This is a genomic window from Streptomyces sp. NPDC101225, from assembly GCF_044767585.1.
Taxonomy (GTDB): domain Bacteria; phylum Actinomycetota; class Actinomycetes; order Streptomycetales; family Streptomycetaceae; genus Streptomyces.
The window spans coordinates 20,831-46,319 of the sequence record NZ_JBIWOE010000057.1 but is presented as its reverse complement, the minus strand read 5'-3'; the positions used below and the strand labels follow the sequence as shown (position 1 = coordinate 46,319).

Here is a 25,489-nt window from a genome sequence, read left to right as displayed (position 1 = left end):
AGATGGCCGACCAGCTCGACCTGGCCGTCGCACAACACGGCAAGGGCGACCTCGCCACCCTCCTCGCCGGCGGCGACACCTGGACCGTCACCGGCCAGGGCGCGGGCCCCGCTTGAGGAGTCCTTGAAAGCAGCTCCAGCCGGCCCTTCCACACTGGCCCTACCCAGCCCGGAACGGTCCGGGCCGACGGGCGGAGGCCAAGAGATGACCGTCGAGCTGGTGGGCAGCGCCGCACACGCCCCGCACAGCCGGACATTCGCCGAACTGTACGCGCAGGCGCAGCAGTTCTACGCCCGGCAGCTGCCGATTCTGGACGCGCACGACACCGAGCGCTGGGCGGCCGCCTTCACCGACGACGCCCTGCTCGAACTGCCCTTCCTGCCCGGGCCGTTGCCGGCCCGCGACGCGCTCGCCCGCTACGTGCGCGCCGGCGCCGCCGCCCGCCGCCGGGCCGGTGAGCGCCTCACCCACTGGGTCGGCCTGCTCGACGTGCACCCCCGCCCCGACGGCACGCTGCACACCCGCTGCTCCGCCCTGGTGCACGCCGCCCCCGGCGCGGCCGGCCGCCGCACGCTGTCGGTGTGCGTGATGGAGGACGTCCTGGTGTGCGACGGCGGCGGGGTGTGGCGGGCCGCGCACCGCCGGGTGGTCCGCGACGACCTGGCCTGACCGGGCGGGGTCCAGCACCGCTGCAGCGGAGCTGGACGTTCCGCCCAGGGCCGGGGACGCGGCGCCCGGGCGTGCCTAGAGTGGGCGGCGCACCATCACCTCCCCGTCCGCGCCCGCCTGCCGTCCCTGACGAGGGCGGGCGCGTCGACAGGGCGAAGACGCCCCGGCCGGCGCCGACCGGCGGGCGCGGCCCGTGAGGGGGTCAGGGCGGGCCGGTGAACGAGGCGAGGACGTCGTCGAGTTCGTGGCCGTGCACGGTGAGCGAGCGGGCCGCCGCGGCCGCCGCGTCCAGCCGCGTGAGCACCGCCCGCAGGCACTCGACGCCGGTGTCGGCCGGGATGTGCAGGGTGAGCTCCGCCGGGTCGCTGACGGCGTCGCCGCAGCCCGCCACCGGACCGGCGGCGAAGGCGGCCGCGGCGCGGGCCAGCGCGGGCCCGTCGGCGAACCGCACCCGCACGACGCCCGCCGGCGCCGTACCCCACCCGCCGTCGGCGAGCAGGGCCCGGCCGGTGTCGGCCAGGGCGCCGAGCAGGATCAGCCGGGCCCGGGGCGAGAGATGGCCGGCCAGGGTGCGGGCGAGGGCGCGGGCGCTCTCGTCGTCGGTGTGGGCGGCGAGGGTCAGTTCCCGGCCCAGGACGGCCGGCTGCGGCGTGCTGTGCGCCGCGTGCGGGTGGGTCACGGGCACTGCCCTCGCCTTCGCTGGGATGTCGTCGTCCGGGCGCCGGGGGGACGGGGGGCGCTCATGGCAGGACTCCTTGGGTGGGGGGATGCCGGCCACGGCGGGCGTACGGGGTCCCGGGGTGGCCGGGGGGAACCGGCCGGTGGCGTACGGCGGTTCGGCGGGGCGTCGAGGACCCGCCGGCCCGTGCCGGGCGGCGCCGACCATCATCGCGCGCCGGCACCGGCCGGAGGAACACCGATTCCCGTCAATGACCGACACCGGCTGCTTTCATCACCGCCCGGAAAAGAAGACGGCCGGGGTTTGCCCCGAGTGTTGCGCCGGCATGTTACGTCCTGTCAACGGGACGGCGGAGAGGGAGGGCGGATATCGGAGAACTGTCATTCCCGCCGCTCTTCGCGCGCGCACCTGAAAAGGCCGCGCACCTGAAAGGCCGCGCACCATTTCCTCGCGGGCGGCTCGCGGCGCGGCCGGGCGCGGCCGGTGTCGCGGTGGAGCGCGGCGACCACCCGCCCGGCCCGCCATCCCGGCCCGCCCGGCGGGGCGGGGCAGGCGGCGGGCGGGTCAGGCGGCCGGGGAGGCCACCCGCACGGCAGGGGCGCCGTCCAGGTCCCGCCCGGCGCGCCGCAGCACGATCGAATCGGCGATCTCGCCGCTGCGGACCGCGATGTTCGACAGCAGCGACGACGTCAGGCCGTGGGTGTGCTCGGTGCCGCCCTGCAGGTACACCCCGCACGACATCGACTCGGAGGCGGTGAGCAGGCGGTAGTCGCGCTCCACCCGGTGCCGGCCCGCCGCGTCCCGCAGGAAGTGCCGGTCGAAGTCGCCGAGCAGCCGGGCGGGGTCCACGCCGTCGTAGCCGGTGGCGAACACCAGCGCGTCGACGGCGAGTTCCTCGGTGCGGTCGTCCAGCAGCGAGTGCAGGGCCACCCGCGTGACGCGGCCGCTGCGCTCGACGTCGGCGACCCGGGTCAGGTTGCGAAAGTGCAGCCGCGGCTCGCCCCCGCGCACCTGCTCGTCGTAGGAGCGCTGGTACAGCGCCCGGATGACGTCCGCGTCGACCACCGAGTAGTTGGTGTTGCGGTGGTAGCGCCAGAACGAGTCCCGGGCCCGCTCGGTGCCGAAGTAGTAGGCGTCGACCGCGCCGGGGTCGAAGACCTGGTTGGCGAAGGGGGTGTCGTCGGCGACGGAGTAGCCGTAGGACGGGATGACCGCGCTGACCTGGGCGTGCGGCAGCGAGTCGTAGAGGAAGCGGGTGATCTCGGCGGCGCTCTGCCCGGCGCCGACCACCGCCACGCTCTGCAGCCCGGCGGGGTCCTGGGCCCGGAAGCGGGCCAGGAACTGCGAGCTGTGCCAGACCCGTTCGTCGCCCCGGACGCCGTCCGGCAGGCGCGGCACCAGGCCGGTGGAGATGACCACGTTGCGGGCGTGCACCACGCTGCGGCCGCCGTCCGGGGTGCGCACCTCGATCTGCAGCAGGTCGGGCGCGGCGCCGCCGTCCTCGGTGGCCGGCCGGATCGCGGTGACCTCGGCGCCGTAGGTGACCTTGTCGCCGAGGAGGGCGGCCGCCCATTCCAGGTACTGGTGGAATTCCTGCCGGGTCGGGAAGAAGTCCTGGTTGTTCACGAACTGCACCAGCCGGTCCACGGCGTGCAGATAGGAGATGAAGCCGTACCGGGACGTCGGATTCCGGAAGGTCGCCAGGTCCTTCAGGAAGGAGATCTGCATCGTCGTCGAGGGCAGCAGCATGTTGCGGTGCCAGCCGAACGCGGGCTGCCGCTCGAAGAAGTGGGACGTGACCGGATGCTGCGGCGAGCTCGCCTCGTGTTCCTCCAGGGCGATCGCGAGCGACATGTTGGACGGGCCGAACCCGATGCCGACCACGTCGTAGATCCCTTGGCTGGGCCTTTCCGTTGTGTCCATAGAAAATTCTCCCGCTTGCTTCTGGAAAAACTCGACCGGTGGCTCGACAGACCGTCGTCGAGTGTTCTGCGGAAAGCGCCCGGAAAGCAACTCGAAGACGGCACGAAGACGCTTCGGCGACCGCACGGATACCCGGTACCAGAATTCTGTGTCCCGTCGACGGGACGGGCGGTAGGGTCGGCGCGGATTATCGATCCGTCCCCGATTCACAACCCGATTCACATGTTGCCGAGAGGGTGAATACGGATGTTCGTGCCCAGTTTCTACCGCGAACCGGAGAGTTCGTGGATGGCGGAGTTGATCCGCGGTAATCCGCTGGCCCTCGCCGTCACCAGCGCGGGCCCCGACAGCGGCCCCCTCGCCACCCACCTGCCGGTGATCTTCGACCCGGAGGCCGCCTTCGACCCGCAGGCCCCGTCCGACCCGGACGGCCGGCTGGTGGGGGCCACCCTGCTGGGGCACATGAACCGGGCCAACCCGCACTGGGCCGCGCTGGAGTCGGGCGGCACGGTGCTGCTGACCTTCACCGGCCCGCACTCCTACGTCTCGCCCACCGTGTACGAGGTGACACCGGCCGCCCCGACCTGGAACTTCACCGCGGTGCACGTGCGGGGCGTGGTGGACAAGCTGGAGACGGCGGAACAGACGCTGGGCGTGGTGCAGGCCACCGTGCGCGCCTTCGAGGACCGCTTCGGCACCGGCTGGGACATGACCGACTCGCTGGAGTACTTCCGCAAGATCGCGCCGGCCGTGGGCGCCTTCCGGTTCACGGTGACCGGCGCCGAGGGCATGTTCAAGCTCAGCCAGGAACAGCCGGGCGAGGTCCGCGCCCGGGTGCGGGACTCCTTCCGGCACAGTGCCTGCACCTACCGGCGCGAGACCGCCGCGCTGATGGACCGCTTGCCTTGACGTGCTCCCTGGCCTACAGTCCAGGGATTCCGGCCGGGGTCGTGTGACCCTTCCGGGGGCTTCCTGCTTCACCACGCTGTGCGGGCACGGGGGCCCGACTTACCGGCGCTCCACAGGCGTTTGGCGTCTCCGCCCGTCCGGCGGCGACGATACGGCGTCCTTCGAACAGGACGTTGCGGGCCGCGTTGTGGTCGCGGTCGTGCACCCTGCCACAGGCGCCGCACGCCCACTCACGGACGTGCAGGGGCTTGGGGCCGTCCCGGAATCCGCAGGCCGAGCAGAGCTGTGTGGACGGGAAGGCCCGGTCCACCTTGGCGAAGGTGCGGCCGTGCTTGGCCGCTTTGTACTGCAGCATCCGCACGAACGCGGACCATCCTGCGTCGTGCACGGACTTGGCGAGCCGGGTGCGGCCGAGGCCGGACACCGCGAGGTCTTCCACGTACACCGCTTGGTTGTCGCGAATGATCTGTGTGGATGCCTTGTGGTGCCAGTCCCGGCGCCGGTCCGCGACCTTGGCATGCTGGCGTGCGACCTTGATGCGGGCCTTGTCCCGGTTCTTCGATCCCCTGGCCTTGCGGGACAGCTCACGCTGAAGACGCCTGAGTTTCTTCTCGGCCCGGCGCAGGAAGCGCGGGCTGTCGATCTTGCTGCCGTCGGACAGGACGGCGAAGGCGGACAGGCCGAGGTCGAGGCCTGCGTCGGCCTGAAGGGCGGGGAGGACGTCCGGCTCGGTGTCCACGACGAAGCTGAGGAAGTAGCGGCCGCAGCTGTCCCTGGTGACGGTGAGGGATGTGGGTGCGGCCGGAAGCCGGCGCGACCAGGTGACCTTGAGGCTGCCGACCTTGGCCACGTACACCGTGCCGTTGGCCTTCAGGCAGAAGGCGCTGGTGTTGAGGCGGATCGACTGCCGGGTGTCCTTCTTCGACTTGTAGCGGGGCGGGCCGACCTTGCGGCCCTGCCGCTTGCCCTTGACCGAGTCGAAAAAGTTCTTGTAGGCGGCATCCAGGTCCCGCAGCGACTGTTGCAGGACGACCGCCGACACCTCCGCAAGCCAGGCACGTTCCTCGCAGCGCTTGGCCTGGGTGATGCGAAGCCGGGACAGCTCGGCCGACGTCACATACGGCAGCCCGGCCGCGTGTGCGTCCTGCCGGTCGCGCAGGCAGTCGTTCCACACCACGCGGGCGCATCCGAACGCACGGGCCAGCGCACGGCGCTGTGCGGCGTCCGGGTAGGCCCGGTAGTTGTAGCGGAGCTGCATGAGCAGGATCCTATTTCGGGCCGTCTCGTGGAGGGACGGGGACCAAGGCGTGGCAGGCACGTGATTTCGGCAGGTGCGCCGTGCGGCGGCGTGCCGTTGGCGATCGCCCGCCCGTACATCGAGCAGCAAAAACGTCCGCTCTCGAGGGCACGTCAGAGCAGTCTTTCGGAGGCATTGATCCCCGGCGTGAACGCTGGAGTGTTCTGCAGGGAGCCCGATACCCCCGCCGGATATCACCGTGTGCGGCGCGGTCAGGCGCCGACGGCCAGCGGTCGGCCCCGCCCGGCCAGGGACGCAGACCGGGTGCCCTCCTGTGCGGCGGGCAGGGCCGGCCGGCGCGTCATTTCGGCGAGCTCCGCCGGCCCGGGCGGGGTGCCGGTCTCCTGCAGGGCGCCGGCGGCCGCGCGGTCCAGGGTGGTGGTCACCCACTGCTCGAAGTCGACGCCCAGCTGCTGCGCGGCCTGCTGCCAGCGCTGGAAGCGGCTGCCGGGCAGCTCCAGACGGCAGTTCGGCTCGGCGGCGGCCGGCTGCGGCCCGCCGCGGCGCGCGGCGCGGATCGCGGTGCGCAGCTGCTTGGTGGTCCACTGCCGCTGCTCGGCCCGGTCCAGCCACAGCTCCTGCTCGTCCACCGTCAGCGAGGCCAGCTCGGCGTGGTGCTGGAAGGTCAGCGACGGCCGGCGCCGGGTGAGGTCGAAGCGCCGGGAGACCCACGCGTAGTTGCGCAGCGTCTGGTACGACAGGCCCGCGGCGCGGATGCCGCGCTGGTAGCGGTCGGTGTAGTGGTCCTTGCCGTAGACCAGCCAGTCGCCCAGCCACCAGGAGGAGGAGTCCAGGACGTCGGCGAGCTGGCGGCCGGCCCGCTCCCACTCGTCGTAGGCCATCTTGGCCGGCATCTGCAGGCCCACCCGGGTCGTCAGCACCGGCGCCCGGCGCGGCCCGGTTCCCGCGGGGCGCGGCGGCTGCGGTGGCGCGGCTGCCGGGCCGCCGTTCGGCGCTGCGCTTCGACCGGCCTGACGCATCATCATGCCTCCATGGAAGGGTCCACCAAACCGGCCAGAAGCCTCCCAGGGCGCTCTGGAGCACCACCGTAGCCGTACTCGAACGGCCATCCGGCGCACCCGCTTCGGGCCAGGCCGGCGGGCCGCCGCCCCCGCCGGGCCGGGTGTCCCGGCGCCGGGGCGGGCGGCGGTTTCCCGCCAGCTGCCCCCCCGGGGCGGGGGCGGCGGTCAGGCCGCCTGCGGCTGCCGGCCGCGGGCGCTGGACAGGGCGGCGCGGAAGCGCTCCAGGAAGGTGTCCACCTCGGCGTCGGACACGGTCAGCGGCGGGGCGAGGCGGATGACGTCCGCGGCCACCGCGTTGACCAGCAGCCCCGCGTCCTGGGCCGCCCGCTGCACGCGGGCGGCGCACGGGGCGGCCAGCGCGACGCCCACCAGCAGGCCGGCGCCGCGCACCTCCCGCACCAGCGGGTGCGGCGGACGGGTCAGACCGCGGCGCAGCCGCCCGCCGGCCGCCCGCACCCGCTCCAGCAGGCCGGTCTCCTCGATGGTGTCCAGGACGGCCAGGGCGGCCGCGCACACCACCGGGTTGCCGCTGAAGGTGGAGCCGTGCGTGCCCGGCGTGAGCAGGCCGGCGGCCGGCCCGAAGGCGAGCGTGGCGCCGATGGGCAGGCCGCCGCCCAGCCCCTTGGCCAGGGTGACGACGTCGGCCTCGACGCCCTCGGCCTGGGCGGCGAACCAGTGGCCGGTGCGGCCGATGCCGGTCTGGATCTCGTCCAGCACCAGCAGGGCGCCGGCCGCGGCGGTGATCTCGCGGGCGGCGTGCAGGTAGCCGGGCGGCGGCACGATGACGCCGTTCTCGCCCTGCACCGGCTCCAGCATCACCAGCGCGGTGTCCTGGGTGACCGCCGCGCGCAGGGCTGCGGCGTCGCCGTAGGGCACATGGCTCACCTCGCCCGGCAGCGGCCGGAAGGGCTGCTGCTTGGCGCTCTGCCCGGTCAGGGCCAGGGCGCCCATGGTGCGGCCGTGGAAGCCGCCGGCGGCCGCCACCATGTGCCGCCGCCCGGTCAGCCGGCCGATCTTGAAGGCGGCCTCGTTGGCCTCCGCGCCGGAGTTGGCGAAGTACACCCGCCCCGGGCGGCCGGACAGCCGCAGCAGGCGTTCGGCCAGGCGCACCGGGGGCTCGGCCGTGAACAGGTTGGAGACGTGGCCCAGCAGGGCGGCCTGTTCGGTGACGGCCCGGACCACGGCGGGGTGGGCGTGGCCCAGCGCGTTGACGGCGATGCCGCCGACGAAGTCGAGGTAGCCGGTGTTCTCCGCGTCCCACACCCAGCTGCCCCGGCCGCGCACCAGGGGCAGGCGGGGGGTGCCGAAGGCCTGGGTCATCACCTCCTGCCAGCGCCGGGTCAACTCCGCGTTGCCGCTGCCGCTGCCGTTGCCGCTGCCGTTGCCGCTGCTGCCGGTGCCGTTGCCGCTGCCGTTGCTGCCGGTGCCGTGCGCGGGGGTGTTCATGGGGTCTCCTCCAGGCCGGTCTCGTCGTCGGGCACGACCACGGTGCCGATGCGGTCGTCGGTGAACAGCTGCAGCAGGACGGAGTGCTCCACGCGGCCGTCGACGACGCGGGCGGTGCGCACCCCGTGCCGCACGGCGTGCAGGCAGGCCTCCATCTTGGGGATCATCCCGGACGTCAGCCGCGGCAGCAGGGCGGCCAGTTCGCCGGCGGTCAGGCGGGCCACCACGTCCTGGCTGTGCGGCCAGTTCGCGTACAGGCCGGGCACGTCGGTCAGGATCAGCAGGGCCTCGGCGCCGAGCGCGGCGGCCACGGCGGCGGCCGCGGTGTCGGCGTTGACGTTGAACACCCCGCCCTCGGCGGCGTCCTTGGCGTCGTGCGGGCGGGCGATGGAGGAGATGACCGGGATGCGGCCGTCGGCCAGCAGCGCGCGGACGATGCCCGCGTCGACGTGGGCGACCTCGCCGACCCGGCCGATGTCCACCGGCCGGCCGTCCTTGCGGGCGTAGCGTTTGACGGCGGTCAGCAGGCGGGCGTCCTCGCCGGTCAGGCCGACCGCGTGCGGGCCGTGCGCGTTGAGCAGGCCGACCAGGTCCCGCTGCACCTGCCCGGCCAGCACCATCCGCACCACGTCCATGGTCTCGTCGGTGGTCACCCGCAGGCCGCTCTCGAAGCGGGATTCCAGGCCCAGGCGCCGCAGCTGGGCGCTGATCTGCGGGCCGCCGCCGTGCACCACCACCGGGCTCAGGCCGGCGTGGCGCAGATAGAGGATGTCCATGGCGAAGGCGGCCTTGAGGTCGTCGTCGACCATGGCGTTGCCGCCGAACTTGATGACGACGGTCTTGCCGCGCATCCGCGCCAGCCAGGGCAGCGCCTCGACCAGGGCGCGCGCCTTGGGCAGCACCCCGCCCCCGTCCGCGCCGTCACCCGTGCGGCCGGGCCCGGGCGGCGGGGCGGGGGAGGGGTCCGGGGCGCCGGTCACGAGGCGTACTCGCTGTTCTCGCGGACGTAGCCGGCGCTCAGGTCGTTGGTCCACACCACCGCGGACGCGGGGCCCGCGGCCAGGTCGGCGGTGATGCGGACCTCGCGGCCGGACAGGTCCGCCAGGGCGCGGTCCTCGCCCACCGCACCGTGCTTGCACACCCACACGCCGTTGATGGCGACGCTGAGCCGGTCCGGTTCGAAGACGGCGGAGGTGGTGCCGATCGCGGCCAGCACCCGGCCCCAGTTGGGGTCCTCGCCGTGCAGGGCGCACTTGAGGAGGTTGCTGCGGGCCACGGCGCGGCCCACCTCGACGGCGTCGTCCTCGCTGACCGCGCCGCTCACCTCGATGCGGATGTCCTTGCTCGCGCCCTCCGCGTCGCCGATCAGCTGCCGGCCCAGGTCGGCGCAGACGGCGCGGACGGCCTCGGTGAACTCCCCGTGGTCCGGGGTGGCTTCGCAGGCGCCGGAGGCCAGCAGCAGCACCGTGTCGTTGGTGGACATGCAGCCGTCGGAGTCGATGCGGTCGAAGGTGACCCGGGTGGCGGCGCGCAGCGCCCGCTCCAGCACGTCGGCTTCGACGGCCGCGTCCGTGGTCAGCACGGCCAGCATGGTGGCCAGGCCGGGGGCGAGCATGCCGGCTCCCTTGGCCATGCCGCCCACGCTCCACCCGCCGCGGCCGGCGGCGGCCGTCTTGGGGACGGTGTCGGTGGTCATGATGGCGCGGGCCGCGTCCGGCCCGCCGTGCGCGGACAGGGCGGCGCCGGCCCGGTCGAGGCCGGCCAGCAGCCGCCGCATCGGCAGCGGCACGCCGATCAGCCCGGTGGAGCAGACCGCCACCTCGCCGGCCTCGTGGCCCAGCAGCCGGGCGGTGTGCTCGGCGGTGGTGCAGGCGTCCTGGTAGCCCTGCGGGCCGGTGCAGGCGTTGGCGCCGCCGGAGTTGAGGACGACGGCGCGGGCCCGCCCGCCCGCCAGGACCTGCCGGGACCACCGCACCGGCGCGGCCTGCACCCGGTTGGCGGTGAACACGCCCGCGGCCGCCGCGCGCGGCCCGTGGTTGACGACGAGCGCCAGGTCCCGGGCGCCGTTGTCCTTGATGCCGGCGGCGATGCCCGCCGCGCTGAAGCCTCGTGCTGCGGTGACGCTCACGGTGCGACTCCGATCGTGGAAAGCCCCAGGGTCTCGGGCAGGCCGAGCGCGATGTTCATGCCCTGCACCGCGCCGCCCGCGGTGCCCTTGGTGAGGTTGTCGAGGGCGCTGACGGCGACGATCCGGCCGGCCGCCGCATCCAGCGCCACCTGGAGGTGCACGGCGTTGGAGCCGGTGACGGCGGCGGTGGCGGGCCACTGCCCCTCCGGCAGCAGCCGCACGAACGGCTCGTCGGCCAGCGCCTTGTGGTAGGCGGCGCGCACGTCGTGCGCGCCGACGCCGGGCCGTGCGGGCGCGGAGCAGGTGGCCAGGATGCCGCGCGGCATCGGCGCCAGCGTCGGGGTGAAGCAGACGCCGACCCGGTGCCCGGCGACGGCACTGAGGTTCTGCACCATCTCCGGGATGTGCCGGTGGCCGCCGCCCACCCCGTAGGGCCGCATGGAGCCCATCACCTCCGCGCCCAGCAGGTCGGAGCGCGGCGCGCGGCCCGCGCCCGAGGTGCCGGAGGCGGCGACCACCACCGCCTCCGGCCCGGCCAGGCCCGCCGCATACGCCGGAAACAGCGCCAGCGAGACGGCGGTGGGGTAGCAGCCCGGCACCGCGATGCGCCGCGTACCGGCCAGCACCTGCCGGGCGCCGGGCAGTTCGGGCAGCCCGTAGGGCCAGGTGCCGGCGTGCGGCGAGCCGTAGAAGCGGGCCCAGTCGGCCGCATCGGCCAGCCGGAAGTCCGCGCCGCAGTCGACGACCAGCACCCGCTCGCCCAGCTGCCGGGCCACGGCCGCGGACCGGCCGTGCGGCAGGGCGAGGAAGACCACGTCGTGGCCGGCCAGCGCGTCGGCGGTGGTGGCCTGCACCTCCCGCTCGGCCAGCGCCGCCAGGTGCGGCTGCACACGGCCCAGCCGCGCCCCCGCACTGGTGTGCCCGGTGACGGCGCCGATGTCCACCTCGGGGTGCCCCAGAAGCAGGCGCAGGAGCTCGCCCCCCGCATAGCCGCTGGCCCCGGCCACGGCCGCTCGCACTGTCATGAACCCTCCTCGTCGGCGAAAGCAGGTCGTCCTTGCGTGGTCCCGCGCACCGGCCCGGCCCGGCCCGGCGCGGTGCGGTGCGCTGCGCTGCGGTGTGGCGGCCGGCCCCGGCGGGGCGGCGGGGCGGGGCGTCAGTTCGACGGGGCGGGGCAGAACTCGGCGTTCAGGGTGGCCAGCAGCTGCGAGACTTCCCAGTCGCCGTTGTAGTTGAAGGTGAGCAGGTGGCGGCCGTCCTCGCTGAACGCGGACAGGGTCAGCGAGCCCACCACGCCCCCGTCGTGGTACCAGACGCTGGTGTGGCAGCCCAGCGTCAGCAGCTCCACGCCCAGGCCGTAGGAGGAGGCGGGGAAGTCGGGGTTGACGACGGTCGTCTTCAGCTCCTGGAGCTGCTTGGCGGGCAGCAGCCGGCCGCCCATCAGCGCCCCGTAGAACCGGTTGAGGTCGCCGGCGCTGGAGATGAGGTCGCCGTCGCCCCAGTTCTGCGAGCCGTTGACGTCGGTGACGTCGTCGATGCGGTCGGGGTCGGTGCCGTAGAACAGCTTGGAGTAGCCGCGGCTGCTGGGCCTGGGCACGGTGGTGGCGGTGCCGGGGTTCGACGTCGCCCTCAGCCTCAGCGGGGCGAGGATGCGCCGGCGCACCTGCGCCTCGTAGGAGGAGCCGCCGACCTTCTCCACGATCAGCGCGGAGAGGATGTCGTTGGTGTGCGAGAAGGAGTGCCGGGCCCCGGGCGGGAACATCGGCGGGTGGGAGAAGGCCACCGCCAGGCGCTGGGCGGGGGTGAGGGTGTCGTAGCGGTGCCGCAGGAAGCCCTCGCCCAGGGTGTACTTCTCGTAGTACGCCGGGTCGGCGAGGTAGTCGTACAGACCGCTGGTGTGGTTCAGCAGCTGCCGCACGGTGATCCTGCGGCCGTCGTTGCCGCTGCCGGTCACCACGCCCGGCAGGAACGTCTCCACCGGGTCGTCGAGGCTGAGCTTGTGCTCCGCCTCCATCTGCAGCAGCACCGTGGCCACGAACGTGTTGGTGATGCTGCCGGTGCGGAAGCGGTCCCGCGGGCTGCGCGGCGCGCCGGTGGTGCGGTCGCCCACGCCCGCCGTCGTGCGCCACACCCCGGCCGCGTCCCGGGCCTCGGCGGTGACACCGGGCACCCCGGCCGCGACGGCCGCCTCGATCGCCGCCCGGGTGGCCTGGTGGCCGCCCGCCGCGCGGACGGGGCCGGCCGCCGCGGGTGCGGGCGCGGTGAGCGCGGCGGCGGTCAGCGCCGCCGCGGCCAGGGCCACCAGGCGGGCCCTGCGTCTGGTCGGTGTCGTCATCGTCGTTCCCCCTGAGGAATCGTCCGCACCTGGCTGATGTCGTACTTGTGCGGTGCGTCGGCGGCAGACTAGGTCACCCCTCTCGAACGCCGGTAGCTTGCGCAGCGAGCCGCCCCCGGGGCGGCAAGTCGCCCCTGAAAAGGCCGAGTTGGGTGTGTGCCGCCGGTCCGTCTCGGGTGGTTCTCGTGCGGGCGTGCGGCGCCTTTCGAGTGATCCTCAGGCGTCCGCGGCGCGGCGGCCGAGGCGCGGCATCGTGGCACACGGGACCGGCCCGGTACAGGGGGCCGGCGGCCGCGCGCGGCGTCTGCCGCCGGCCGGGCGGGCCGCGGCCGGTGGAGCCTTGTCGCGCCGGCGCCGGCCTTCCTACGGTGACGTGGCATCGCCGGGAGGGCCACCGCCGCGGGTGTCCCGTCGACCGGACACCGGGCGTGTCCCGTCGACCGGACGCGGCGCCGGCCGGCGCCCTCGTACCCGGCGCGCCGATGCGCCGGTGCTCCGTGTGCGACGGCGGCCCGGCGGCTTCCGGCGGATTTCCCGGACCCACCCCATGACGGACAAGGACGGTGCCAGGTGAGCACGAACCCCTTCGACGACGCGGACGGCCGCTTCTACGTGGTGGTCAACGACGAGGAGCAGCACTCCCTGTGGCCGGTGTTCGCCGAGGTGCCCGCGGGCTGGCGGGTGGTCTTCGGCGAGGCCGGCCGCGCGCAGTGCCTGGAGTACGTCGAGCAGCACTGGACCGACCTGCGGCCCAAGAGCCTGCAGGAGGCGATGGCCGACTGACGGCCGCCACGGCACGACGGCGCCACGGCGCGGACGTGATGCGCGGGCGCGGAGGCGATCCGTGTGGTGCCGGCCGCGGTGCCGGCCGGCACTGCGGGCGAAACGACACATCGAGTGGGGAGTTGAGGGCGGTGACGGGGGCTGTGCGGACCGCGAGCAGGTACGCGCCGAGGCCGGCGGACGGCGGCGGCGAGCAGGCGCAGCGCGAGGTGGTGCTGTCCTTCGTGGGCAGCCAGGCCACGGTGCAGAAGTCGGGGATGACGTTCCCGCACAACCTGCCGGAGCGCTCCTGGGAGCAGATCGGCGCCAACCTGCGCGGCCTGGTGAACTCCTCCGCGTGGTGGCTGGCGGACTGGCTGATCTACGGCGAGGCCACCTACGGGTGGCGGCGCTACAAGGAGGCCGTCGAGCGCACCGGGCTGGACTACCAGACCCTGCGCAACTACGCCTGGGTGGCCCGCCGCTTCGAGCAGCACCGCCGCCGCGACGGCCTCAGCTTCGCCCACCACGCGGAGGTGACCCGGCTGGCGCCGCCGGAGCAGGACTACTGGCTGCGCAAGGCCGAGCAGCACAAGTGGTCGCGCAACGAACTGCGCCGCGCGGTGCGCGCGCACCTGGCCGTGCAGAGCGACCCCGCCCCCGCCCCCGCCCCCGCCCCCGACCCCGCCCCCGACCCCGCCCCTGCCGCCGTACCGGGCCCGCCGCGGCCCGCCCCGCCGGCCGGGGCGGGCGGCGGCGAGGTCACCACGCTCACCATCGAGCTGTCCGCCGGGCAGCTGGCCCACCACGCCAGGGCGGCCGCCGCGCACGGCCTGCCGCTGGAGCGCTGGGCCGCCCAGGTCCTGGAAGGCGCCGCCCGGCCTCCCGCCGCCCGGCTCGCCACCGTCGACCGGCCTGCCACCGTCGACCGGCCCGCCGCCGACCGGCTCGCCACCGTCGACCGGCCTGCCGCTGACCGGCCTGCCGCTGACCGGCCTGCTCCCGCAGACCGGCCTGCCGCTGACCGGCCTGCTCCCGCAGACCGGCCTGCCGCAGACCAGCTCGCCGCCGCTGACCGGCCTGCCCCCGCCGCCCGGCCTGCCGCCGACCAGCTCGCCACCGACCGGCCCGCCGCCGACCAGCTCGCCGCCCTCGACCGGCCCGCCCCCGCCGCCCGGTCCGCCCCCTCCGGCCGGTCCGGCGTCTGAGCGCCGGTGCCGTCCGAGCCGAACTGCCCTCACATCGGAGTCAGTTGATGATCCTTCAGGGAAAGCGGGTGGCGCTGCCCCCGGCGCCCGTCGTCCACCAGCAGTTCGAGACGCACGCGCGCACCGCCCCGGACGCCGTCGCCGTGGTGCACGCCGGCCGGCAGGTGACGTACGCCGAACTGGACGCGCACGCCAACCGGTTCGCGCACTTCCTGCGCGCCCGCGGGCACGGCCGCGGCACCACGGTCGGCGTCTGCCTGGACTACTCCGTCGAGCTGCTCGTGGCCATCCTCGGCACGCTCAAGGCGGGCGCCGCCTACGTGCCCCTCGACCCCGCCTACCCGCCGGCCCGGCTGCAACTGCTGCTGGGCCAGGTCCCCGGCCTGGCGCTGGTCGCCGCCTCGGCGGCGACCGCGGCGATGGTCGAGGCCGCGCCCTGCGAGGTCGTCGACCTGGCCGGGCTGGACCTGCTGGCGCTGCCGGCCACCTCGCCCGGCGTCGCCGTGAGCGGCGAGGACCTGTGCTACGCCGTGTTCACCTCCGGCTCCACCGGCACCCCGAAACTCACCGCGGTGCGCCACGCCGGCTGGTTCAACCTGATGCGGTGGCTGCGCCTGGAGTACGGCCTGACCGCCCGCTCGCACCACCTCGTGGTCAGCGCCTTCGGCTTCGACCTGTCCCAACGCGCCCTGATGACACCGCTGTTCTGCGGCGCCACCCAGCACCTGCTGGCCAGCCGCAACTTCGACGCGATGATGGCCTACCGGGCCCTGCGCGAGCACGACATCCGCGTCGTGCACTGCGCCTCCAGCACCCTGTACGTGCTGGTGGACTGGGAGCTGGCGCGCGGCGGGACCGCGCTGGCCCGGCTGGACCACGTCCTGTTCGGCGGGGAGGCCCTCAAGAGCGAGCGCCTGGAGGAGTGGGCCCGCCGCCCGGGCCGCGCCTGCACCCTGCTGCACCAGTACGGCGTCGCCGAGTGCACGGACGTCGCCACCTCCTACGACCTTTCCCGGCACTGGCGCGGCGGCGGCGACATCGCCCCCGTCGGCACGCCCGCCCACAACACCGACATCCACCTGCTGGACGCCCGGCTGCGGCCGGTCGGGCCGGGCCAGGACGGCGAGATCTGCATCGCCGGGGCCGGGGTGGGCGCCGGCTACCTGGGCGCCGCGGGCCCGGAGAACGCCAGGTTCACCGTCGTGGACGTGGACGGGGAGCCGGTGCGGCTGTACCGCACGGGCGATCGCGGCCGCATCGACGCAGGCGGCGACCTGGTCGTGGCCGGCCGGATGGACGCCCAGGTGAAGGTGCGCGGCATGCGCATCGACCCGGGTGACATCGAACGCGCGCTGGGCCGGCTGCCCGGCATCCGGGAGGCCGCCGTGGCCGTCACCCCGGGCGCCGGCGGGGAGGGCGAGCTGACCGCGTTCCTGCTGCCCGCCGCCGGCGCACCGGACGAGGACGCGGTACGCGCCGGCCTGCTGGCGTCGCTGCCGCGGAACATGGTCCCGGCCCGGTTCGTGACCGTGGCGCACCTTCCGCTCAGCCCGCACGGGAAGGTCGACCGGGCCGCGCTGGCCGCGGCCGCCGCCCCGCCCGCCTCCCGCGCCGCGGCGGCCCGGCCGCACGCACCGGAAGAACAGGCCGCCCGCTGACGCGGCCGGACACACATGAACGACGCCGACGAAAGAGAAGACGAAAGAGAAAGGGAACATGCGATGACCGCCGACCTCGTGCGCGCCATCTGGTGCCGGGAACTGGGCCGCGACGACATAGGCGGCGACGACGACTTCTTCGCCCTGGGCGGCCAGTCCGTGATCATGGTCGGGATCCAGGGCGCCTTCATCGAGGACATGGGCGTCGAGGTCCCCATGGACCAGATGTTCCTGCACCCCACGGTGAACCGGATCGCCGCCTACATCGACTCCCTGGGCGCCCTGGCCTCCTGACCCCCTGCCGGCAGCCCGGTCGGCCGGCGGGCCGGGCCATCCGCCCGCCAGGCACCGTCCCCGCCGCGTTCCGCCGCGTCGACAGCGTGTCCCGTCCGGGGGCCTCTCCGGCCGCAGCCGCGTTGCGTCAAACACTATTCGGTAAGAGAGGCGCGCCATGTACGACGTGATTGTCATCGGTGCCCGTTGTGCGGGTTCGCCGACCGCCATGCTGTTCGCGCGGCAGGGCTACCGGGTCCTGCTGCTGGAGAAGGCGACCTTCCCGCAGGACACGCTGTCCTCGCACTACATCCACATGCAGGGCATGGGCCTGCTGAGCCGGTGGGGGCTGCTGGACAAGCTCCGCGACGCCGGCTGCCGGCCCATCACCAGGCAGAGCTACCAGGGCCCCGGGGTGCGCATCGAGGGCTTCTCGCTGCCCGTCGACGGCCTGCGCCACACCTACGCGCCGCGCCGCTACGTCCTGGACCCGCTGCTGGCCGAGGGCGCCGTGGAGGCCGGCGTCGACTTCCGGCAGGGCTGCGCGGTCAAGGACCTGCTGTGGCAGGACGAGCGGGTCACCGGGGTGCGCTACAGCACGCCCGGCGGCACCGAGACCACCGAGCGGGCCCGCCTGGTGGTCGGCGCGGACGGCATGCGCTCGCTGGTGGCCCGCAGGACCGGCGCCCAAAACGTCATCGAGCACGCCCGGGTCAGCTGCACCTACTACAGCTACTGGGCGGGCGTGCCCTCCCACTTCGAGCTGTACGAGCGGCCCGGCCGGTGGATCGGCGTCATCCCCACCAACGACGACCTCACCCTGCTGATGACCTACTTCCCGCAGGACGAGTACCAGCAGGTCCGCAAGGAGGTCGAGCCCTTCTACCTGGACTCCTTCCGCAGCACCGCGCCCGAGCTGTACGAGCGGATGCGGGCCGGCGAGCGGGTCGAGCAGCTGTACGGCACCGGCCACCAGGAGAACTACTTCCGCAAGGCCTACGGGCCCGGCTGGGTGCTGGTGGGCGACGCGGTCAACCACAAGGACTCCATCACCGCCCGCGGCATCACCGAGGCGTTCGTGCAGGCCCACACCCTCACCGAGTACATCGGCGGGCAGCTGCACGACGAGCGGGCGCTGGCCGCCGCGCTGCGCCGCTACGAGAACAACCTCAGCGGCGAGGCCCTCAGCCACTACCAGGGCGCGCTCAACGTGGCCGAGCTCAAGCCTCAAGGACGCGTCGACATGCTGCAGAAGCTGGTCGGCCACCAGGAGCACATCGACCGCTACTTCTCGACGCTGTCGGGCGCCTGCTCCATCGACGACTTCTACAACGACGACCTGCTGACCCTGCTCGACTCGGCCGAGTGACGACCCGCCCTCCGCGTGGCGTCGCCGATTTGGAGAAACAATGATCCCGTTGTCGTTCGCGCAGCGCCGGCTGTGGTTCGTGGACCGGTTCGAAGGCCCGTCGCCGACCTACAACGGCGCGTTCGCCCTGCGTCTGACCGGCGCCCTGGACGTGCCGGCCCTCAGGGCCGCGCTGCGTGACGTCGTCGAGCGGCACGAGGTCCTGCGCACGGTCGTCGTCGAGGACGGCGACGGCGTCCCGCACCAGCAGGTCCTGGCCGCCGAGGAGCGGCCGCTGGAGCTGCCGGTCGTCGACGTGCCGCCGCACAGGCGGGCGGCGGCCGTCGAGGCGGCGGCCACCGAGACCTTCGACCTGGCCGCCGACATCCCGCTGCGCGCCCTGCTGGTGCGCTGCACCGCCCAGGACCACACCCTGGTCGTCGTCGCCCACCACATCGCCGTCGACGGCGAGTCCTTCGGGCCGCTGTTCCGCGACCTGACCACCGCCTACGCGGCCCGCAGCGAAGGCGGCGCCCCCACCTGGGAGCCGCTGCCGGTGCAGTACGCCGACTACACGCTGTGGCAGCGCGACCTGCTCGGCGACGAGGACGACCCCGACAGCCTGGCCGCCCGCCAACTGGCCTACTGGGGCCGGGCGCTGGCCGACCTGCCGCAGCCGCTGGCGCTGCCCACCGACCGGCCCCGGCCGCGGGTGATGCGCCCGGACGGCGACCGCATCCCCTTCACCCTGGACGCCGACCTGCTGCAGGCCGTGGAGAAGCTCGCCACCCAGGAGGACACCACCGTCTCGATGGTCATGCACGCCGCGCTGGCGGTGCTGCTGCACCACCTGGGCTGCGGCGACGACATCCCCATCGGCGCCCCCATCACCGACCGCACCGACGAGGACCTGCGCGACCTCGTCGGCTTCTTCGTCAACACCTGGGTGCTGCGCGCCGACCTGACCGGCGCCCCCACCTTCCGCCGCCTGCTGCGCCGGGTGCGGGAGCGCTCGCTGGCCGCCTACGACCACCAGGACCTGCCCTTCGAACGGCTGGTGGAACTCCTCAACCCCGACCGCTCCACCGCCTACAACCCCTTCTTCCAGGTCATGCTCTCCTGGCAGCCGCCGGTGCCGCCCCTGCAACTGCCCGGCCTGGGCGTCGTGGTGGAGCGCCTGGAGACCCGCACCGCCAAGTTCGACCTGTTCTTCGACCTGCTCCCGGACGCCTCCGGCGGCGCGAGCTGCCGCCTGGAGTACGCCACCAGCCTCTTCGACCGCGCCACCGCCGACGCCCTCGCGCAGCGCTTCGTGCGCCTGCTGGGCCGGCTGGTCGCCGACCCCGAACGCGCCGTCGCCACCGTCGACGTCCTGCAGCCGGCCGAACGGGCCCGGCTGCTGGCCCACCCCGCCCCCCGGCCCGCGACCACTGCGGCCGCGGCGACCGTGCCCGAGCTGTTCGAACGGCAGGCGGCGGCCACCCCCGACGCCCCCGCCCTGGTGTGCGCCGGCCGCACGCTGACCTACCGGCAGCTGGAGGAGCGGGCCAACGCGGTGGCCTGGCGGCTCATCCGCCGCGGCGCCGGACCCGAGGACCTGGTCGCGCTCGCCCTGCCGCGCACCGAGGACCTGGTGGCCGGCCTGCTCGGCATCCTCAAGTCCGGTGCCGGCTACGTGCCGCTGGACCCGCGCCACCTGCAGGGCCGCGCCGAGAGCGTGCTGGGCCAGGCCGCGCCGCGCTTCGCCGTCACCGACACCGCCACCTGGCAGCGGCTGCCCGCCCACCCCCTCACCCCGCTGCTGACGGACCAGCCCGACGCCGGCCCCAAGACGCCCGACCGCGCCCCGGCCGACGCCGACCGCACCGCGCCGCTGCGCGCGGACCATCTCGCCTACGTGATGTACACCTCCGGCTCCACCGGCACCCCCAAGGGCGCCGCCCTCACCCACCGCGCGATCGTGGACGGCGTGACGGACCTGGCGCACGCGGTGGACGCCGGGCCGGGCCGGCGGATGCTGGCCGGCACCTCCGTCAACTTCGACGTGTCCGTCTTCGAGCTGCTGACCACCCTCGCCGGCGGCGGCAGCGCGGAGCTCGTGGACAGCGCGCTGGTGCTGGCCGAACGCGAGCAGTGGGACGGCCACGTCCTCAGCGGCGTGCCCTCCGTCGTCGCCGAACTCGTGCCGCACCTGTCCAAGGCCCCCCGCCTGGACACCGTCGTCCTGGCCGGCGACGTGCTGCCGGGCCGGCTGGTGCGGCAGATCCGCCGGGCGCTGCCCGCCGCCCGCATCGTCAACTCCTACGGCCAGAGCGAGAGTTTCTACGCCACCACCTTCACCCTGGCGGCCGGGCAGGAGTGGCCGCAGGACACCGTCGCCCCCATCGGCCGCCCGCTGACCGGCATGCGCGCCCACGTCCTGGGCCCGGGCCTGGCACCGGTGCCGCCCGGCGTGGTCGGCGAACTGTACGTGGCCGGCAGCTGCCTGGGCCGCGGCTACCACGGCCGGCCCGCACTGACCGCGCAGCGCTATCTCCCCGACCCCTTCGGCCCGCCCGGCGCGCGCATGTACCGCACCGGCGACCTGGCCCGCCACACCGCACACGGCCACCTGGAGTGCGTGGGCCGCAGCGACGGCCAGGTCAAGGTGCGCGGCTTCCGCATCGAGACCGCCGAGGTGGAGGCGGCCGTCACCGCCCACCCCGGCATCAGCGAGGCCGTCGTGATCAGCCGGGAGGTGCCCGCGGGCGGGCGCCGGCTGGTGGCCTACGTGGTGCACACCGGCGAGGGCGCGGTCGGCGACGACGGCGCCGGCGGCATCGGCGACGTCGACGTGCTGGCCGGCGCCTCGGCCGCGGAACTGCGCACGTTCACCGCCGCCCGGCTGCCCGACTACATGGTGCCCTCCGCGTTCGTGGCCCTGGACCGGCTGCCGCTGGGGCCGACCGGCAAACTCGACCGCGCCGCCCTGCCCGAACCGGAGTTCACCGGCGCGGCCTACCGCGCCCCGCGCACCGAGACCGAGCAGATCATCACCGCCGCCTACGCGGATGTGCTGGGCGTGGACCGCGTCGGCGTCGACGACGACTTCTTCGCCGCCGGCGGCGACAGCCTGCGCTCCATCCAGGTCGTCGCCCGCGCCCGCGCCCGCGGCCTCACCCTGTCCACGAGGGAGATCTTCGAATGCCGCACCGCGGCCCGCCTCGCGGAGGTGGCCGCCGCCCGCGGCGAGCAGACGCCGGTGCTGGCCGAGGACGCGGACGGCGGCCTCGGCACCCTGCCGCTGCCGCCGGTGGCCCGGCAGGTGTTCGGCGCGGGCGGCGGCCTGGACCGGTTCGCCATGTCGATGGTCCTCGACCTGCCCGACGGCATCACCACCGCCCAGCTGACCGCCGTCCTGGACACCGTCCTGGACCACCACGACCTGCTGCGCGCCCGGCTGACCGGCACCGGCACGCCCGCCCTGAGCGTCCGCCCGGCCGGCAGCGTGCGCGCCGCGGACCTCGTGCACCGGGTCGAGTGCGAGGGCCACTGGCAGGATGCGGCCGTGCCGGCCGCCGCCCGCACCCAGCTGCACGCCGCGGCCGGCCGCCTCGACCCGCGGGCCGGCGTCATGGCGGCCTTCGTCCACTTCGCGCCGCCCGCCGGCCCGGGCCGGCTGCTGATCGTGCTGCACCACCTGGTCGTCGACGGCGTCTCCTGGCGCATCCTCATGTCCGACCTGGCCGAGGCCTGGCAGCACGTCCGGGCCGGCCGCACCCCCCACCTGCCCGCCGTGGGCACCTCCGCCCGCCGCTGGGCCGCCGCCCTCGACGAGCAGGCGCACACCCCCGGGCGGGAGGCCGAACTCGGCCACTGGCAGGACGTGCTGAGCACCCCCGACCCGCCGCTGGGCGCCCGCCGCCCCGACCCGGCCGTCGACGTGTTCGCCACCGTCGACACCGTCCGCGTCGAGCTGCCCGCCGACGTCACCGAGGCGGTGCTGACCACCCTGCCCGCCGCGTTCCGCGGCACCGCCACCGACGTGCTGCTGGCCGCGCTCGCCCTGGCCGTCGGCCACTGGCGCGGCACCGGCGACCCCCTGCTGGTGCGGCTGGAGGGACACGGCCGCGAGGAGGACGCCGTGCCCGGCGCCGACCTCACCCGCACCGTCGGCTGGTTCACCACCATGTACCCCGCCCGCGTCGACCCCGCCGGCATCGACCCGGCCGACGTCCTGGCCGGCGGCCCCGCCACCGCGGCCTTGGTCAAGCAGGTCAAGGAACAGCTGCGCGCCATCCCCGACAAGGGCCTGGGCTACGGCCTGCTGCGCCACCTCAACGACGCCACCGCCGCACAGCTCGACGGCCTGGCCGCACCGCAGATCGGCTTCAACTACCTCGGCCGGATCTCCGCCACCGACCTGCCCGAGCAGCTGCGCCAGCACGGCTGGGGGCCCGCCGACTGGTCGGCCGAGCTGATCCCCGAACCCGACCCCGACCTGCCCGCCCTGTCCGCCCTCGAGGTCAACTCGGTGGCCACCGACACCCCCGACGGCACCCGGCTGCAGGCCGCGTTCATGTTCCCCACCACCCTCCTCACCCGCGCCCGGGCCGACGAACTCGCCCAGACCTGGACGCGGGTGCTGCACGGCATGGCCGCCTACGCCGCCCGCCCCCACATCGGCGGCCTCACCCCCGCCGACGCCCCCCTGGTCACCGTCACCCAGCCCGACATCGACGCCTTCGAACAGCGCTACGGCCGCCTGCGGCAGGTGTGGCCGCAGGCCCCGGGCCAGCTGGGCATCCAGTTCCAGGCCGCGCTCGCCGACGGCGCCTTCGACGTCTACCACATGCAGTTCGTGCTGCACCTGTCCGGCGGCGTCGACCCGGCCCGCCTGCGCGCCGCCGGACAGGCCCTGCTGGAGCGCCACCCCAACCTGCGCTCCGCGTTCACCACCACCGCCGACGGCGAACCCGTCCAGGTCGTCCCGGACACCGTCACCCTGCCCTGGCGCCACCTCGACCTGACCGGCCGCACCCCGGCCGAGCAGGACACCGCCCTGCAGGAGGCCCTGGCCGCCGACCGGGCCGACCCGCTCGACCCCACCCGGCCGCCGCTGCTGCGCCTGGCCCTGCTCACCTGCGGCCCGCGGCAGGCCAAGCTCATCCTCACCGCCCACCACACCCTCTTCGACGGCTGGTCCTCCCCCCTGGTCATCACCGACCTGGTACGGCTGTACGCGCAGGCCGGCGACCTCGGCCCGGTCCGCTCCTACGGCGACTACCTGGCCTGGCTGACCCGCCAGGACCGGGACGCCTCCGCCGCCGCCTGGGCCGCCGAACTCGACGGCTTCGACGAGCCCACCCTGATCGCCGCCGGCCGCACCGCGCACGGCACCGCCACCTCGCTGGGCCGCGTCGAGGTGCCGCTCTCCATCGACCAGGGCCGCGAACTGGCCCGCCGCGCCGCCCAATTGGGCGTCACCCTCAACACGCTGCTGCAGGGCGCCTGGGCGATCCTGCTGGCCAAGCTGACCGGGCAGCAGGACGTCGTCTTCGGCGCCGCCGTCAACGGCCGCCCCGCCGACCTGGCCGGCAGCGACGAGATGGTCGGCCTGTTCATCAACTCGCTGCCCACCCGCGCCCGGTGCTCGCCCGGACGCACCCTGGGCGAGATCATCACCGACCTGCAGGACCGGCAGATCAGCCTGCTCGACCACCACTACTACGGCCTGGCCGACATCCAGCGCGCCACCGGCCTGCCCGCCCTGTTCGACACCATCGTCGTCTTCGAGAACTACCCCATCGACCGCGAGGGCATCGTCGAGGCCAACGACGCGGCCGGCTTCACCATCGACGCCATCCGCCCCTTCGCCGGCTCCCACTACCCCCTCACCCTCAACTCCTCCGACCCCTACCTGCGCCTGTCCCTGGACTACCAGCGCAACCTCTACGACCGGGCCGGCGCCGAGGAGATCGCCGCCCGCCTGGTCCGCGTCCTGGAGCACGTCCTGGCCGACCCCGCCCAGCCCCTGGCCGCCGTCGACGTCCTGGCCCAGGACGAACACCGGCTGCTGGTAGGGGAGATCAACGACACCGCCCACCCGCTGGCCCCCACCACCCTGCCCGACGCCTTCGAGGCCCAGGCGGCCCGCACCCCCGAGCGCACCGCCCTGATCGGCGAGCACGAGACGCTCACCTACGGCGAGTTCAACCGGCGCGCCAACCGGCTCGCCCACTGGCTGATCGACCAGGGCGCCGGCCCCGAACAGCTGATCGCCGTCAAGATCCCCCGCTCGGTGGAGCTGATGGTGGCCATCTACGCCGTCGTCAAGGCCGGCGCCGCCTACCTGCCCATCGACACCGAACTGCCCGCCGACCGCGTCCAGCACATCCTGGACCGGGCCCGGCCGCTGCTCGTCCTGGACACCGACCTGCCCGACACCGCCGGCCGGCCCGACACCGACCCGGTGCGCGCCCTGTCCGAGGACAACGCCGCCTACACCATCTTCACCTCCGGCTCCACCGGCGGCCCCAAGGGCGTCCCGGTCGCCCACCGGGCCATCATGAACCGGCTCGCCTGGGGCCTGGACCACTTCCAGGTCGGCCCCGAGGACCGGGTGCTGCTGTCCACCACCGCCGGCTTCGACGTGTCGGTGCCCGAACTGTTCGCCCCGCTGCAGGCCGGCGCCGCCGTCGTGATCGCCCGCCCGGACGGCCGCCGCGACCCCGCCTACCTCGCCGGCCTCATCCGCCGCGAACAGGTCACCGGCGCCGACTTCGTGCCCTCCCTGCTGGAGGCGTTCGTCGCCGAACCCGCCGCGGCCGGCTGCACCAGCCTGCGCTGGATCGAGGTCGCCGGCGAGGCCTTCCCGCCCGCCCTGGCCGAGAAGTTCACCCGCCTGCTGCCCGGCTGCGCGGTCCACAACGTCTACGGCCCCACCGAGGCCGCCGTCGAGGTCACCGCCTACCGCCACCGGCCCGGCGAGAACCGGCTGCCCATCGGCCGGCCCGTCTGGAACACCCAGGTCTACGTCCTGGACGCGGCGCTGCGCCCGGTCCCGCCCGGCGTCGACGGCGAGCTGTACCTGGCCGGCGACCAGCTCGCCCGCGGCTACCTCACCCAGAGCGCCCTGACCGCGCACCGCTTCGTGGCCTGCCCCTTCGGCCCGCCGGGCGCCCGCATGTACCGCACCGGCGACGTGGTGCGCTTCAGCGGCGACGGCCAGGTCGAATACGTCGGCCGCGCCGACTTCCAGGTCAAGATCCGCGGCTTCCGCATCGAACTCGCCGAGATCGAACAGGTCCTGGCCTCCCACCCGCAGGTGGACGCCGCGGTCGCCGTGGTCCGCGAGGACACCCCCGACGACCAGCGCCTGGTCGCCTACGTCCTGCCCGCCCCCGGCACCGGCCCGGCCGCGGTGGACCTCACCGCCCTGACCGAGCAGGCCCGCGCCCACCTGCCCGACTACATGATCCCCTCCGCCGTCGTGCCGCTCGCCGCGTTCCCCACCACCCCCAGCGGCAAGCTCGACCGCAACGCCCTGCCCGCCCCCGAACGCACCGAGACCGCCACCGGCCGCGGACCGCGCAACCACCACGAGGAAGTGCTGTGCCGGCTGTACGCCGAACTCCTCGGCGTCGACGAGGTCGGCATCGACGTCGACTTCTTCGAGGTCGGCGGGCACTCCCTGCTCGCCACCCGGCTGGTGGGCCGCATCCGCACCGAACTGGGCGCCGACATCAAGGTCACCACGGTCTTCCGCAGCCCCACCGTCGCCGAACTGGCCGGCCGGATCGCCACGTCGGGCAAGTCGAACCGCCCCCAGCTGCGCCAGATGAACGTTTAGG

Annotated in this window: 17 protein-coding genes; 8 read left to right on the top strand and 9 right to left on the bottom strand. The window is 74.6% G+C overall.

Going from position 1 to position 25,489, the window contains the following annotated elements; translation table 11 throughout:
- Positions 1-204: 204 nt before the first annotated feature.
- A complete protein-coding gene (locus tag ACIRPX_RS41865; protein WP_404205351.1) occupies positions 205-669 on the top strand; it encodes a nuclear transport factor 2 family protein in 465 nt (154 codons plus the stop codon).
- 202 nt (positions 670-871) lie between these two features.
- Here ACIRPX_RS41865 and ACIRPX_RS41860 read toward each other — a convergent pair whose 3' ends face one another.
- Together ACIRPX_RS41860 and ACIRPX_RS41855 are read right to left on the bottom strand one after the other, a co-directional pair.
- Positions 872-1,354, bottom strand: a complete 483-nt coding sequence (locus ACIRPX_RS41860; protein ID WP_404205350.1) for a hypothetical protein — start codon at positions 1,352-1,354, stop codon at positions 872-874.
- Positions 1,355-1,912: 558 nt separating this feature from the next.
- Complete coding sequence (locus ACIRPX_RS41855) at positions 1,913-3,271, bottom strand: lysine N(6)-hydroxylase/L-ornithine N(5)-oxygenase family protein (protein ID WP_404205349.1); 1,359 nt, start codon at positions 3,269-3,271, stop codon at positions 1,913-1,915.
- Positions 3,272-3,517: 246 nt separating this feature from the next.
- Here ACIRPX_RS41855 and ACIRPX_RS41850 point away from each other — a divergent pair, with 246 nt between their 5' ends.
- Positions 3,518-4,180, top strand: coding sequence for an FMN-binding negative transcriptional regulator (locus ACIRPX_RS41850; protein ID WP_404205348.1), 663 nt, complete (start codon positions 3,518-3,520; stop codon positions 4,178-4,180).
- Between the two features lie 13 nt (positions 4,181-4,193).
- Here ACIRPX_RS41850 and ACIRPX_RS41845 read toward each other — a convergent pair whose 3' ends face one another.
- The 7 genes from ACIRPX_RS41845 to ACIRPX_RS41815 form a co-directional block, all read right to left on the bottom strand.
- Positions 4,194-5,438 carry an RNA-guided endonuclease InsQ/TnpB family protein gene (locus tag ACIRPX_RS41845; protein WP_404205347.1) on the bottom strand — a complete coding sequence of 415 codons (1,245 nt, stop codon included), beginning with the start codon at positions 5,436-5,438 and terminating at the stop codon, positions 4,194-4,196.
- Positions 5,439-5,689: 251 nt separating this feature from the next.
- Positions 5,690-6,343 (bottom strand): LmbU family transcriptional regulator, encoded by a 654-nt coding sequence (locus tag ACIRPX_RS41840; RefSeq protein ID WP_404205353.1) that lies wholly within the window; start codon positions 6,341-6,343, stop codon positions 5,690-5,692.
- 321 nt (positions 6,344-6,664) lie between these two features.
- Positions 6,665-7,945 (bottom strand): acetylornithine transaminase, encoded by a 1,281-nt coding sequence (locus tag ACIRPX_RS41835; protein WP_404205346.1) that lies wholly within the window; start codon positions 7,943-7,945, stop codon positions 6,665-6,667.
- Positions 7,942-8,847, bottom strand: coding sequence for an acetylglutamate kinase (gene argB / locus ACIRPX_RS41830; RefSeq protein ID WP_404205352.1), 906 nt, complete (start codon positions 8,845-8,847; stop codon positions 7,942-7,944). Before argB ends, ACIRPX_RS41835 begins: the two co-directional genes overlap by 4 nt.
- A gap of 74 nt (positions 8,848-8,921) precedes the next feature.
- The gene (gene argJ / locus ACIRPX_RS41825) at positions 8,922-10,073 is read right to left on the bottom strand and encodes a bifunctional glutamate N-acetyltransferase/amino-acid acetyltransferase ArgJ (RefSeq protein WP_404205345.1); all 1,152 of its coding nucleotides are present in this window, start codon (positions 10,071-10,073) and stop codon (positions 8,922-8,924) included.
- Entirely contained in the window at positions 10,070-11,098 is a 1,029-nt protein-coding gene (argC, locus tag ACIRPX_RS41820; RefSeq protein ID WP_404205344.1) for an N-acetyl-gamma-glutamyl-phosphate reductase, read from the bottom strand. Before argC ends, argJ begins: the two co-directional genes overlap by 4 nt.
- Before the next feature lie 131 nt (positions 11,099-11,229).
- Entirely contained in the window at positions 11,230-12,408 is a 1,179-nt protein-coding gene (locus tag ACIRPX_RS41815) for a serine hydrolase domain-containing protein (protein ID WP_404205343.1), read from the bottom strand.
- Positions 12,409-12,978: 570 nt separating this feature from the next.
- Between ACIRPX_RS41815 and ACIRPX_RS41810 the strand changes: the two genes are divergently transcribed.
- The 6 genes from ACIRPX_RS41810 (at position 12,979) to ACIRPX_RS41785 (ending at position 25,488) form a co-directional block, all read left to right on the top strand.
- Positions 12,979-13,191, top strand: coding sequence for an MbtH family protein (locus ACIRPX_RS41810; protein WP_384266276.1), 213 nt, complete (start codon positions 12,979-12,981; stop codon positions 13,189-13,191).
- Positions 13,192-13,322: 131 nt separating this feature from the next.
- Entirely contained in the window at positions 13,323-14,378 is a 1,056-nt protein-coding gene (locus ACIRPX_RS41805) for an LmbU family transcriptional regulator (protein WP_404205342.1), read from the top strand.
- Positions 14,379-14,425: 47 nt separating this feature from the next.
- Entirely contained in the window at positions 14,426-16,036 is a 1,611-nt protein-coding gene (locus ACIRPX_RS41800) for an amino acid adenylation domain-containing protein (protein WP_404205341.1), read from the top strand.
- 63 nt (positions 16,037-16,099) lie between these two features.
- Entirely contained in the window at positions 16,100-16,330 is a 231-nt protein-coding gene (locus ACIRPX_RS41795; RefSeq protein WP_404205340.1) for an acyl carrier protein, read from the top strand.
- A 157-nt stretch (positions 16,331-16,487) separates the two neighbouring features.
- Entirely contained in the window at positions 16,488-17,678 is a 1,191-nt protein-coding gene (locus ACIRPX_RS41790; RefSeq protein WP_404205339.1) for an NAD(P)/FAD-dependent oxidoreductase, read from the top strand.
- Positions 17,679-17,718: 40 nt separating this feature from the next.
- On the top strand, positions 17,719-25,488 hold the full coding sequence (locus tag ACIRPX_RS41785) for an amino acid adenylation domain-containing protein (protein WP_404205338.1): 7,770 nt from the start codon (positions 17,719-17,721) through the stop codon (positions 25,486-25,488).
- The last annotated feature ends 1 nt before the right edge of the window (position 25,489 follow it).

What these genes read in the sequence shown, in the direction of transcription:
- ACIRPX_RS41850 (WP_404205348.1), top strand. Translation starts at nt 3,518, where the DNA reads ATGTTCGTGCCCAGTTTCTACCGCGAACCGGAGAGTTCGTGGATGGCG.
- ACIRPX_RS41845 (WP_404205347.1), bottom strand. Translation starts at nt 5,438, where the DNA reads ATGCAGCTCCGCTACAACTACCGGGCCTACCCGGACGCCGCACAGCGC.
- ACIRPX_RS41815 (WP_404205343.1), bottom strand. Translation starts at nt 12,408, where the DNA reads ATGACGACACCGACCAGACGCAGGGCCCGCCTGGTGGCCCTGGCCGCG.
- ACIRPX_RS41795 (WP_404205340.1), top strand. Translation starts at nt 16,100, where the DNA reads ATGACCGCCGACCTCGTGCGCGCCATCTGGTGCCGGGAACTGGGCCGC.
- ACIRPX_RS41855 (WP_404205349.1), bottom strand. Translation starts at nt 3,271, where the DNA reads ATGGACACAACGGAAAGGCCCAGCCAAGGGATCTACGACGTGGTCGGC.
- ACIRPX_RS41785 (WP_404205338.1), top strand. Translation starts at nt 17,719, where the DNA reads ATGATCCCGTTGTCGTTCGCGCAGCGCCGGCTGTGGTTCGTGGACCGG.
- ACIRPX_RS41835 (WP_404205346.1), bottom strand. Translation starts at nt 7,945, where the DNA reads ATGAACACCCCCGCGCACGGCACCGGCAGCAACGGCAGCGGCAACGGC.
- ACIRPX_RS41865 (WP_404205351.1), top strand. Translation starts at nt 205, where the DNA reads ATGACCGTCGAGCTGGTGGGCAGCGCCGCACACGCCCCGCACAGCCGG.
- ACIRPX_RS41790 (WP_404205339.1), top strand. Translation starts at nt 16,488, where the DNA reads ATGTACGACGTGATTGTCATCGGTGCCCGTTGTGCGGGTTCGCCGACC.
- ACIRPX_RS41800 (WP_404205341.1), top strand. Translation starts at nt 14,426, where the DNA reads ATGATCCTTCAGGGAAAGCGGGTGGCGCTGCCCCCGGCGCCCGTCGTC.
- argC (WP_404205344.1), bottom strand. Translation starts at nt 11,098, where the DNA reads ATGACAGTGCGAGCGGCCGTGGCCGGGGCCAGCGGCTATGCGGGGGGC.